This is a genomic window from Vibrio sp. G-C-1 (genome assembly GCF_021728015.1).
GTDB lineage: Bacteria > Pseudomonadota > Gammaproteobacteria > Enterobacterales > Vibrionaceae > Vibrio > Vibrio splendidus.
Window position 1 is genome coordinate 67,946 of record NZ_JAKKCR010000011.1, and the last position, 12,643, is coordinate 80,588.

The 12,643-nt window shown below is 44.5% G+C and carries 7 protein-coding genes; all 7 read right to left on the reverse strand.

The window, feature by feature from the left end:
• Nucleotides 1-23 precede the first annotated feature (23 nt).
• Nucleotides 24-1,043, reverse strand: coding sequence for an arginine N-succinyltransferase (gene astA, locus L3V36_RS16505; protein WP_004729654.1), 1,020 nt, complete (start codon nucleotides 1,041-1,043; stop codon nucleotides 24-26).
• Between the two features lie 107 nt (nucleotides 1,044-1,150).
• Nucleotides 1,151-2,362: an aspartate aminotransferase family protein gene (locus L3V36_RS16510; protein WP_076668796.1), complete on the reverse strand. Its 1,212-nt coding sequence runs from the start codon at nucleotides 2,360-2,362 to the stop codon at nucleotides 1,151-1,153.
• A gap of 465 nt (nucleotides 2,363-2,827) precedes the next feature.
• Nucleotides 2,828-3,406 carry an aminodeoxychorismate/anthranilate synthase component II gene (locus L3V36_RS16515; protein ID WP_009848915.1) on the reverse strand — a complete coding sequence of 193 codons (579 nt, stop codon included), beginning with the start codon at nucleotides 3,404-3,406 and terminating at the stop codon, nucleotides 2,828-2,830.
• A gap of 147 nt (nucleotides 3,407-3,553) precedes the next feature.
• Nucleotides 3,554-4,438: an endonuclease gene (locus tag L3V36_RS16520; protein WP_102447452.1), complete on the reverse strand. Its 885-nt coding sequence runs from the start codon at nucleotides 4,436-4,438 to the stop codon at nucleotides 3,554-3,556.
• Between the two features lie 47 nt (nucleotides 4,439-4,485).
• On the reverse strand, nucleotides 4,486-7,854 hold the full coding sequence (locus L3V36_RS16525) for an ExeM/NucH family extracellular endonuclease (protein WP_208775127.1): 3,369 nt from the start codon (nucleotides 7,852-7,854) through the stop codon (nucleotides 4,486-4,488).
• 113 nt (nucleotides 7,855-7,967) lie between these two features.
• The gene (locus L3V36_RS16530; RefSeq protein WP_208775125.1) at nucleotides 7,968-11,165 is read right to left on the reverse strand and encodes an ExeM/NucH family extracellular endonuclease; all 3,198 of its coding nucleotides are present in this window, start codon (nucleotides 11,163-11,165) and stop codon (nucleotides 7,968-7,970) included.
• Between the two features lie 22 nt (nucleotides 11,166-11,187).
• On the reverse strand, nucleotides 11,188-12,291 hold the full coding sequence (locus L3V36_RS16535) for a porin (protein ID WP_102447455.1): 1,104 nt from the start codon (nucleotides 12,289-12,291) through the stop codon (nucleotides 11,188-11,190).
• Between the last annotated feature and the right edge of the window lie 352 nt (nucleotides 12,292-12,643).

The window sequence follows — 12,643 nt, forward strand, 5'->3', positions numbered from 1 at the left end:
TCTTCGACAGATAATCGCCGCTCTTACTGAGCCAACATGCGAACGAATTCGCCTTCTTTTACTTCAAGAGCGCTTGCTACTTCAGATGATAAAATCACTGTGTCGCTAGCTTGGTCATACGCGCCTTTCGCGGCTACTGCGCGGAAGTTCTCAAACGAGGTATTACCAATGAGGAAGTCTTTAGAGCTTGAATGCTCTGCAATTGTCACTTGAGCTCGAATCGCATGACGCACTGACTCGATATTTCTTAGATCACACTCAACCGTTGGGCCCCCATCAAAGATGTCAACATAGCCACGGTTGGTGAAACCTTCACGTTCCAGCAACTTAAGTGCAGGGCGCGTATTGTCATGAACCTCTCCAATCACCGCCTGAGCTTCTTTGCTCAGCAAGTTCACATAGATAGGTAACTTCGGCATTAGGTCAGCAATGAAGCCTTTCTTACCAATACCCGTTAGGTAATCGGCGAGCGTAAAATCAATCGAGAAGAAATGCTCTTGCAGCCACTGCCAGAAAGGAGAGTTACCTTCCGCATCCGATACACCACGCATCTCAGCAAAAATCGTTTTCGAGAAACGCTCTGGGTGCTCTGACATGATCAAGAAGCGACACTTAGACATCAAACGACCATTCAATCCACCACGGAAAGCCGGGCGCAAGAACAGTGTGCAGATTTCACTGCATCCGGTGTAGTTATTGCCAAAAGTCAGCAGCTTAACGACGTTATTCACGCCAAGCTTTTGCGATGAGTGAACCACTTTACTGATGTGGTAAGAGTAAAAGGGAACATCCCAGCCAATTGAGGCTTCGATGCCTGTCGTGCCTGCGACTTCTCCCGTTTCAGTGTCGAAGCCAACCATTAGGTAGCCTTCATCACCAGGTTCAGTCACGTCTTGTTTAGCAAAGCTGTATTCAGAATGAGTAATACGGTTGGTTAACAGTTCTTCGTTAACCGGAAGAGATGTGAATCCGTGACCAGATTCAACCGCGCAGGTATGCAGCGCATCGTAATCAGATAATTTTATTGGGCGAACAACTAGCATCAATATTCCCTCCAGATGCAAAACAGGCCCAAAACGAGAATCTTGGGCCTTTAGCAGTACGTCATGGGATCGCTCTAATGGCGATCATTCCTATGACGCCGCTCAGGCTAAACTAGCGTAGCGATTGCTTTGTCTAGTTTTGATAAACCTTCTTCAATTTCTTGTGTAGTGATAACCAGTGATGGAGTAAAACGAACCACGTTTGCACCCGCAACCAGTACCATCAAGCCTTGTTCGCCTGCTGCTACCAATACATCACGAGCACGACCTTGCCATGCTTCATTAAGTGCAGCACCTAGCAATAGGCCTTTACCGCGAACTTCACTGAATATTTGGTATTTATCGTTAATCTTAGCTAAACCATCACGGAACATTGCTTCACGTTCTTTCACGCCAGCTAGCGTTTCCGGTTGGCTAACGACATCAACAACCGCTTCAGCAACGGCACACGCCAGTGGATTACCACCGTAAGTAGAACCGTGCGTACCGACTTTTAGGTGCGTCGCAAGCTCAGACGTTGTTAGCATTGCGCCGATAGGGAAACCGCCACCTAGTGATTTCGCTGTGCTTAGAATATCAGGTGTTACACCTAGGCCTTGGTAAGCGTAGAAATTACCCGTACGACCATTACCTGTTTGCACTTCATCAAAGATAAGCAGCGCATTGTGCTTGTCACACAATTCACGAACCGTGTTCACGAACTCAGATGTTGGAGAGATGATACCGCCCTCGCCTTGCAGAGGTTCCATCATGATTGCACATGTGCGATCTGAGATGTGCGCTTCTAGCGCGGCAATATCGTTGTAAGGCAGGTGAGTTACATCGCCCGGTTTAGGACCGAAGCCATCAGAGTAAGCCTCTTGACCACCCACAGTTACGGTAAAGAAAGTACGACCGTGGAAACCTTGTTTGAATGCAATGATTTCAGACTTCTCAGGACCGTGAACATCCGCTGCCCAACGACGAGCTAGCTTCAATGCTGCTTCGTTCGCTTCAGCACCAGAGTTGGCAAAGAATACTTTTTCTGCAAAACATACGTCGGTTAGCTTCTTCGCTAAACGCAATGCAGGTTCGTTGGTCATGACATTACTTAAATGCCAAATCTTGTTTGCTTGCTCAGTAACTGCGTTAACCATTGCTGGGTGACAGTGACCCAAACAGCTCACAGCGATACCGCCAGCAAAGTCGATATACTCTCGGCCTTGTTGGTCCCAAACGCGTGCGCCTTCCCCTTTTACCGGGATCATTTCCATTGGGTTATAACAAGGCACCATCACCTCATTAAACAGACTACGTTCTACTTTTTTTTCCACTGTCATCGTACATTCCTTTTCGATACCGCAAGCTTCGCAAATAAGCGTACTGGTTCATAAGTGAGACAAAGATATTTTCTCTCGCCATAATCCCGCTGCAGCATTATATTTACATTTAATTAACGTTTTCAATAGTAGATTATTCTTTAGCTATCCCTAACAACCAGCTAAACGTCACTACCTATGACTATTTATGCATCAATCAATCTGTTTTATGAAGCTTTTTTTACCTAAACGTATAACCTGCAACGGCAAAGCCTTACTGGCATTGCGGTATATTGGGTTCGAGACGAAATAAGGCGAATAATTTTGCATAGGCTAAAAACTTAGCCTTAAGAGGGAGAAATGTTATAAAAAGTGATCAGCGTCAGAGGAGTAAGAGACGCGTAGCGCCCGAATTTAAACGCTTAACGAATGGGCTAACAGGTTTAACTGGCTTATTTAGACGGAGAAAGGGTCAAATTTAAACACTCAACGCGCTAAGAAGTTAGCGAGAAGCTGGTGTCCTTGCTCTGTTTTAATCGACTCAGGGTGAAATTGCACCGCATCAATCGGCAAGGTTTTGTGTTGATACCCCATGATCTCATCCATGCTGCCATCTTCAAATTCCGTCCAAGACGTCAGTTCAAAGCAGTCAGGAAGCGTGCCATTTTTTACCACTAGGGAATGGTAACGTGTCACAGTTAGAGGGTTATTAAGCCCTTGAAAAACGCTCTTACCATTGTGGCGTATTGGAGAGGTTTTACCGTGCATCACTTGTCTGGCTCGTACTACTTCACCACCAAACACTTGAGCGATGGCTTGATGACCAAGACACACACCTAAGATCGGCAGTTTACCCACGAAGTGTTCAATAACTTGCAGAGAGATTCCCGCATCATCAGGCGTACAAGGACCTGGCGAGATAACTAAATGGCTAGGATTCAGCGCTTCAATACCCGCAATATCAATCTCATCGTTGCGAACAACTTTTACAGTGACCCCTAACTCACAGAAATACTGATACAAGTTATAGGTAAAAGAGTCGTAGTTATCGATGATAAGTAACATGGGTCGAAATCGTAGTAGTACTGAAGAAAATAACAGGGTGTATTGTGCAGTAAGAGATTAGAAAGGCAAGTCTTTCTACTTATTTACTATTTAAACGAGACCAATAAAGAAGAGGCGCACTAGGCGCCTCATATCACTTTATTAAAATTACTTACAATCTTTCTCGAAGATAGTATCACCCCAATGAGGGTTATCTACGAATGGGTTACGGTTGCCCTGAATCTTTTGAATTTTGCTGTTGCGGTTGAATTCAAAGTGATCAACTGGGTCTTGCTCATTCCATTCTAAAAGTACACAAACATTACCTAAAGCAGCGCCGTTATTAGTTACGCTCGGCACAAGTTCAAGGTCTGGGTTAGATACATCGCTGGTATCTCTGCCTTCATAGCGAGTTGCCATGTAGAACATCATACGAGCAACATCACCCTTCACCTCATCACGAGGCTCAAATGAATCGCCGTCTTTTAAGTTACCCGCTTCTGGAGATTCTGAAGTTGGCGAACCACCATTATCAAACTCTAGGTTACCGCGCTCAGAGTTGATAGACGCGTCTGTTGGTCGAAGGTGGTGAATGTCCGTATATGCTGCAGCACGACTGTCATTGAACTCACCATTCGATTTAGGGTAACTGTGCTCACGGTTCCAAGCATCACCATCGTTGTTGCCGCTGCTGGTAAATGTTTTCAGCTGTGAGCGACCGGTATACATCAGAATTACGTTACTGCTGTAGTTTGGATCTTCATCAGTCGTAGCGAGAGCATCCCATACGTCACCATAAGAGAGCTGTGTAATCCCCGTTGATATGATGTTGTTCAGTGCATCTTTCAGCTCGTCGCCTGTTTTGTTCAATGCGCTGTCGTAGTAGCCATCAGGATTGTGTACTTCACCTGGTGGAACTGGTGGCTCAACAATCGTTGTTTGACAAGTTACCTTAGGTAGCGTGCCGACAACATGTGGATCATGTGCTTGTTCATATGCCGCATTAACACTGAATGTACACGGGATAAGTAAAATCAGTAGTGTCTTTTTCATACTTTTAATTAGGGGCAGTAAAGCCCCTACTCCTTAATGCAATGAGGTTACTTGTTAAAACGACGACGTAGGAAGCCAAGTCCTAATAGGCTCAATAGACCGCCTAGGCCAAATGAACCACCATCGCTGCCAGAATCACTCATTTGAGTAATAGACACTTGCTTCGTTTCAATCACTTTACCCTCCACAGCTGTTGTTACCGTGTAGTCACCAACCTCTAAACCTGAGATAGGTACTTCCGTCCAACCCAGCGCAATTTCGAACTGATCAAGAACGTCTTTTTGAACATTTGAAGAGGTCGCGACAAAGGCTTGAGTTGCATTATTGAAGCTCACCGACACTTCGTCTCCCACTTTTAAGTAAGCAGAATCTGAATACTGAGTGAGGTCAACAAAGTGATTAAAGGTACCGCCACCGATAGGAGCCTGTGGACGAGGTTCGTTAATAGGCTCATCAGGAAGCTCGACTGGCGTACCCGGCTGCACAGGTTGATCTGGATCAGGGAATACTGGGTCAACAGGATCAATTGGTTTACCAGCAAAGGCGATTGATAGCACAACTGGATCATGACCTGCTGCGCGGAATGAGTCCGAGTACGCTTGGCCAAGCTCATGCCTAGAATCCAACGTTTGAGATTCACTAGCGTTGATATTCCAATGGGTTGCACCAATAACTTTCGACTTAAGTCCCGCAGAAGTCAGAATGTAGTCAAGGCTGCCATTCTCATCCCCTTGAACTACGTTGTAGCTATTTGGATCTACAATCTGCATTACGTTTTCAAAACCATAGCTATCGGCAACAATCACGCCTTCTTCGTGCAGAGACTCTTCCCCTATAAAGGTTTTCTCAGCCGTCTTGATCTCGTAATTTTCAGGTGCGCCAGAACGATCTGTCAGTACTGTGATAGCATCTTCGTTATTAAATGCATTTAGACTACCAAGAATGACTTTTTCGCCTTCCATCTTAGCCAACTTCTGGCCTAGGTAATCCGCAGCAGACACACGTAGATTCTCACAACCGCCTTGGCGATCGTCATCCGATGTATCTTCTAGACAAATTTGATCTTTATCAGCAAAGTGGTTTACTGCAACTACAAGTTTCTCTTCACGATCTTTAAATGAGAATACTGGTACAACCGCTGCATGCTGAGTCGTAAACTCACCATTTTCCGCTTCTTGCTTTGGCATAGGGATCACTTGTAGTGAATCTAAGCCAACTGTACTCGGACGGAAAATAACAAAGTTCGCTGTCGCTAGCTCACCTACCGTTGTTAGTCCTTCACTGCTAGCAATGTTGTACTGCTTAGCCTCTGGAAGATCAGCATTAAGCTGAGTTACTAGGTAAGAAATCGCTGAGCTTTCTTCAAAGCCGTTGTTTTCAATTTCCATCAAACCAACGATGTCAGCATCCAATGCAGTTAACGCCGCAACAAGCTTTGCTGTTTGGTGATCAAACTGAGTTGAATCTTGCGCTCCAGGTGTAGCATCAAACGCTAAGAAGTCATTGCTCTCACCGCCACCCTGCAAGCTATTGAAGAACTCTTGGACGTTAAACGTTGCAATACGAACGTCACCCGCATCAACTTTAGGTGCTAAGTCACGGTTATTACCACGTGCAATGAAAGTATCGTTGTTCGCATCTTCCGTTACATAGAAACGGTAGTCTGAGTAAGAGTACCCAAGCACCCCCTGAAGGTTACTTGCTCGGTCGCCAACACGAATGAAATCTTCTGTCGAACCATTTTGATCAATATCTGTTTTAGCAAAGTCTGGGTACCATGCCGGTGCGCCAACAGTATCTTTTGCAAATGATTCAACCACTAAGCGTGCGTCATCATTACAGTCCGCTGCTTTTTCGGCTTCGTCAGTACCCGGGAAGTTCGCTTGGTTCGGATGAACGCTTTCTTTTCCTTGGCTAAGGACTAGGTTGTAACGCTGAGGTCCCTCATCCATGCTGTAGCTACGTGAAACGCGCATATCAACCGCAGAAGTTATGTTAACAAGCATGCCTTCATGACGTTCTAGGGTGAAATCAAATTCCGAGTCCGAAGCAACTTGCTCCAGGTTCACAGCCGTTACAGAGCCAGTACCGACAGCTTTAATAGTTGTTGCAGGGATTTGAGTCCAACCAAAGTTTTCCTCGACAGGACCATTGACCTGAACCTTATCACCCACACTTAAGCCTGTTATATCACCGACAACAAAGATACCATCTGATGTTTTTGGATCGCTGTCCGGCGTTTCATCTTGCATGTAGAAACCGACTGCAACATCACCATCAAGCGCTTCACTTTGAATCGCAGTGATAACCCCTTCAACTGTGAAGGTTTCATCAGAGATGAACTTACCATTGGCTGGGTCTGTGTATGGAGAAGCCCAAGAATCGCCCTGGAGTTCACTGATCAGAGTATCTGGCGATGGATCTGGATCGGGATCTGGGTCAACCGAGCCATTAACTTTACCTAAGCCATCAAATGTGTCTTTCGCTAGCTCTGTCCAGTCCGATTCATTGTAAGTAGCTGACGGTGAAGTACCATTTCTTTGCAAAGTAACATCTTTACCCCAACCACTCGCTGTCGGAACCGCGCCAACAACATCAACTAGGCTATCACCATTGAACAGACCGACGGCATCACCACCATTGTGATACAAACCACCCGTAATAGAGCTTACGCCATCATCTAACGTTATAGTTGCTGAGTCGTGCAGAACAACCAGTACCGATTTCGCAGGTAATGTTTGTCCGTCAAGGATCACCATATCCAATGGAGTCTCATCACCATCTTTATAACGAACTAATTTATAGCCCGTTAGGTCGATATCTTCAGAGCCATTGTTATAGAGTTCGATCGCCTTGTTGTTTGAGCTGCCTTCTACATATTCAGTAATAACAACTTCACCGGCACCGCCACCTAGCTCAACTTTGCCAAAATCACTCCAATCATTCATATCTACAACTTCAAACTTATCCGCATCATAAGTTGTACTTGGAGACATAGCCGTTCGGCGTAAAGTAACGTTTTCATTGAACTTACTGCCATCGCCAGCACCGACGATATCAACAACACTGCCATTGTTTCGCACTGCTACTGCATCATTACCATTGAAGTAAGTCACTGTAGATTCAACGTCACCTTTGCCTTTTAGTTCAGCATCAGCGCTTGCGTTGACGATGACGTAAGTTTGGCCCGATGCCAATGTCACACCATCTAAAGATTGACTGCTGTTCCAATCACCACCATTTGGTGCAAGATCGACGGTATATCCATCCAAATTAGCAGAAGAAGAGCCGACATTGGCAATTTCAATTGCTTTATTGCTCCCTGAGCCTTCAGTGATCTCAGAGATGATGATATTCGCATTTGCCATAGGTGCGATAACCGCACCAACAGCAATCGCTATTAAACTTTTTTTCATGTTTGAACCTCAAAGGTAAACAGATTTATATCCATATCAGCCAAGTTAACGCTGTGTTTCCTAGGCTTTACTCAAAAGAAAGGGTTAGTAAAAATTACTAACCCTTTTATCAGTTACTGACGACGGCGGCGTAGGAAACCAAGACCCATCAGTGACAACAGAGCACCGAAGCCGAAGCTACCACCTGAACCATCGTATTCAGGAGTCACTGGCGAAACATTGCTTGAATCTTGCTTGCTAATGTTGGTAGCCATTGTCATCGACTCAATAACTTGAGAAGAAGATGCCCCAGCATTTTGTGCAGCAACACGGTCACCGATTAGCTTCATGGAAATCGTATAAGTACCCGTATCAAGACCAACCACGTCAAACATTACTGTTTGTGCACCGTCTTGACTTAACGTTACTTTCGGCAAAGAGACATTTTGTGGTTGTGGAGAAATAGAGATTTCAGCAACATCACCAGATCTCGCATCAGCCGAAACCGGGAATGCAATGTCAGCACGGCCGCTCTTCACAGCAATATTCACATTCGACTCACCCGCTTCGCCGTACTTGTAGCCTAGCGATACCATTGCTGGATCGTGGTCAGAAGAACGAATTGGTGTTTCTCTAGCGAATGGGTTAGAAGCCTCATCAGATGCTTTCTTGTAGTTGCTGTAATCATTCAATGAAGATTCAGCCGCATTGATATGCCAGTCAGCAGCATCAACCAAACGATCTTTCAGTGAAGGCGTGATTAGAAGATGGTCCAGAGAACCGATCTCGTTGTTGTATGAGTAACTCCAAGCTGTTTTGCCTACTGGTGTTTTCAAGTCAACCGCATTTAGGTAGCCAAATGTTGTCGTGATCTTTTGACCATTCTTTTCAAACACTTCATCACCAACAAGGGTGTAGCTTGATGCGTAAATGTTTTTACCAGTTGGGTTCTCAGTAAGAACAAGCATTGGATCTTCGTAGGTGTATGAGTTCATGTCACCCAATACCACTTGGTCGCCACCAATTTTTGCCATTTCTGTACCTAGCTGGTATGCAGCCGATACACGGAAGTTTTCACACGAACCTTGGTAGTCATCGTTGCGAACATCATCATTTACCGGATCGAAATCAGCCCAAGTTTCCCAACCAACCCAATCTTCATGACAAGTCGAACCTTTTGATTTTAAGTGGTTAATCGCAACAGTTAGACGTTTACCGGTATTTAGAACATGGAAGGTCGCCGCAACTGTGTTACGTTGATAGTTGTCACCACTTTCACGAACTGCACCGTCACCATCAATAACCGCACCACCATCAGGGTATTCCACTAGCGGAGCATGCTGCTCAGGCATTTGAATAATTTTACCTGACACAATCGAAACTTTAGACGGACGGTAAATCACACCCGACGTAATCGCATCTGTACCAATCGTGTCGTTTTGATCCAAAATGGTATCGCCATTCTTATCGAAGCCAACGAACACATAGCGATTGTGGATCGAGTCTTGATCACCGCGCTTCGCGTAATCTTCTTCATTGTATTTTGCGTTAACAGAAGCTAGAAGCGTCTTGATTGCACCAAAGTCACCAAAACCGTTGTTCTCGATTTCCATCAAACCAAGAATATCTGCATCTAGACCGTAGATAGCCTCTACAATTTTTGCTTTCTGCAGTTCGTATTCTTCTTCTGATTCTGCGCCACGGTTATCACCATGTTGGTTCGCACTGCCACCGTATGGTGAGTTGAACAGGTTCAACACGTTTTGTGTCGCCACTTTCACGGTAAAGCCTGCATCGTACTCTTCATTAACGATGTCATACTCACCAGAGCTTGAAACTGGACGTGGTGTGTTAGGAGTAATATCAGCACTTGTCATCTGATAACCGCCCGCATCAGGGTCTTTCACCACAAAACGATATTCATCGTAGGTATACGCAATCACACCTTCTACGTTATTAATGCCGTCATTAATACGAATTGGGTTGTCGTAGCTAAAGTTGGAGTAGTAAGGAATTTTGCCGTTACTTGGTGCTTTTTCACTGTCTAGGAGCAGAGTTGCATCGCGGTTCTGTTCAATCTTAGCAATCGACTCAAAGCTGCCTGCTACATACTCTTGGTTCGGATGGAAGTTTGGTGTTTCATACGCAAGAGCTAAGTTATTACGGAACTGACCTTTGTGGTAAAGTTCGAAATCGAAAGCGAATGCACGTGTTACGCGCATATCTTGATTACCGTCCTTATTGTCATCCATATCTTCAACAAGCTTAACGAACATGCCCTCATGACGCTCTAACGTGTTTGCAAAAGAAGCACCATCTTCAGGAAGACGTTTTAACTCAATAGGGCTAGGAGGAGTAACGCTATTGCCAGTTTCTACCCAGTTTCCTGACATATTAAACTGTGTTTGACCAAAGTATTCACGAACGGTACCAACCACAGTCACTTCTGTACCGACGGCGGGTTGAGTGCCTGAGAATACAAACAGACCATCTGAGGTCAACGGGTTGCCATCGTTATCGTAAAGGAAGAAGCCTTTTGAAAGACCACTACCAGCACTTGGCAATACGTAACCAACATACGCTGTTAGTTTGTATGACGCTTCTGTCTCATAAAATTTGTCTTCTTTTAATGGCGTTCCAAACTCTGCTTCAACCAGCGGAGAGAATTTACCAGTGCCCTGCACTTCAGCGATTGTGACTTCTACTGGCGGCGGCGGCGGCGTTGGTGGCTCTTCAAGAGTCAGCTTACCGAGGTCTTCGTAAACATCCGTACCTACGTTAGCCCAATGCAGTTCGACATACGCACTGTCTGGCGTTGTTGCATCGTTTGTACGACGCAAAGTAACCTCTTTACCCCAAGTTGAACCGCTAACACCAATAATGTCGTGAATGGTGTTTGGGTTATCATCTGCACCAATCCATACAGGATCATCACCGTTAAAGTTCAGTGCGTCATGCCCAATGCCGCCGTAACTACCTGAATACACGATCGTCGCACCATTAGCTGCAACCGCATCTTTCAAATCAGAAGTCGCGTTATCGCCCACAACAACAATACTCTCACCTGCCGCAATGGTGACATCTTTTAATACTGGAGTTGCATCATCCGGCTTTAAAACTTTATTTTTGTAACCGCTATAATACAGAGCGTGATCAGTAAACGTGAATGGCGTTGTACCGGTATTGCTAATTTCAATGGCACTGTTAATTGCATAGCTATCAACGCTAGATTCTACATATTCTGTAATCAGAATATTATTGATATCCGCTAACGCAGCACCGCTAAGCACACTACTAATCGCACCAGCAAGTAGAGTCATTTTTTTGTTCATTTTCGATATCTCTCTGATTTAATTAGAAGTAAACACGCGCGTAAGCGTAAGCATCTTGTGCTGCTTCACCAGTGTTCCACTCAAGCGCAATCACGCTAGAAGGTGTAGGACGGTAGTTAACACCGAACGTGCTCCATACGCGTTCATCGCCCCAGCTGTACTTATCATTTCCACTGGCCGCTTGCTCGTTACGGTTATCAATCTCCCACTTCTCATACTCTTCGAAGTTGTATGATGCAGTGAACTCCCAGTTGTCTGTCAGCAGATATTTAGCAGACGCAAGGTAACCTTTATTCTCTTGAGTTTCGTACTCATTAAACACGCCAATACACTGTCTTTCTCCAGTAAAATCATCCTCTTGCCATAAAGTACATTCGCCAATATCTTCTTCTTCGTAGAATGCATTTACACCAAGGTGGAATGTTTCTGTCACAGCAAGGCGTGCACCTGCACCTAGTAGGCGCTGCTCACCATATTTTGATTTACCATCAGAACCACCGCGTCCTTCCGCACCAGCAACCATAGAAAAGCGATCGCCAAAGTAACCAATGTAACCACTAACGACTTCACCAAGATCAGAGCCAGAAGAAGATTCTGCGCGGTTGGTGTAAGAGGCGCCTACTTTGATCACACCGAAGTATTTACCTTCATACTTAGCCGTCATGTCTTGGTCACCCGCTTCACCCGTTTCTACCGTAGTATCAAAGGTAAAATCACCCCACTTGTCGTAGTCATCAAATGCAGTATCGGTTAGACCTACCTCTACGTAGTGCTCTTGGTTCTTGCTCTTGTAAAGATCGTATCCAATAAAGACTTTATCGATCGCCAGAACCATATCACCCGAGCCATATGCCCAATTCTCACGTTCATAATCTAGCTCTAAACGGTAATGCATCTTGTCGTTCTTACCTTTCACACCCATGGTTGCGAAAGAATCATCGATGAAGGATTGGTCTGCGTAAAACTCATCATATTCAAAATTAGAACCGATATGCCCACCAACACCAACTTCTCCATAGAGTTTTACAAAGTCACCTCTTTCATTTTCATAAATGGTTACAGCATTTACTGCCGATACCATAAACAAAGAAGAAATAGCTAGTGCCACTGCATTTCTTTTTAACATCACTTATTTCCTTTAAATTAACATTCGAAATGGAATATCGTTCCAAATCTAGTTGGCGTAAAAAAAGCACCTTGTTATTTTATAAATATATTTTTGGTGAAAATTTATACGTAAAACAGTACAGATTCACAAGTGTGATTCTAGAGATAGCCAAACTCATCTGGTTATATTAAACCTGTGTAATCTCTTATTTTTATGTAATTCGATAAAGCAATAAACACCATAAATGAGTTGTGTTTCACATTTATATAATGAATATTACGAGTTTGATTATAAATTCAACAGAAGAAGTAACATCAGAAATGATATTTCTAATTAATACGGAAAATCAGTTCAATGTCTCAGAAAGATG